General features: G+C 46.9%; 1 protein-coding gene. It reads right to left on the bottom strand.

What is annotated here, in order from left to right; all coding sequences use genetic code 11:
• Positions 1 to 350 (bottom strand): antitermination protein Q (locus AYC59_RS01245; protein WP_281177374.1); only part of this gene is annotated, 350 nt, incomplete at both ends.

The raw sequence follows: 350 nt of genomic DNA, 5'->3' as shown, positions 1-350 counted from the left end.
CCCTTACACCCTCTGCACGCTGTGCTGACTTCTCCCTTACCATGACAATGCTGACATAGTTCCTTCACCCACTCTTCCTTGATAACAGATTCACCGCTTCTGGAGTGTTTCACCACTTCGCGCAATACATTATGAAATCCAGTACCAGCACAATGCTCACAGCGAGCCTTACTTGCCGCAGACCTGGAATAATCAGCAAAGGCAAAATTCACAAGGTAAGGGATGAGCTGTAACCGGGTTTCTTCACTCAATTTATTCAATGTCGGATTATCCAGTGCCATCGCGTAATTGAGCAGACCTTCAATCGCAAACTGAGGATCCTGAACACCAACTTTTGCCAGGAATAAGGC

The organism is Pseudostreptobacillus hongkongensis (assembly GCF_001559795.1).
Taxonomy (GTDB): domain Bacteria; phylum Fusobacteriota; class Fusobacteriia; order Fusobacteriales; family Leptotrichiaceae; genus Pseudostreptobacillus; species Pseudostreptobacillus hongkongensis.
Note: the sequence above shows the minus strand (reverse complement) of the source record. Positions and strands in the feature narration are given on the sequence as shown.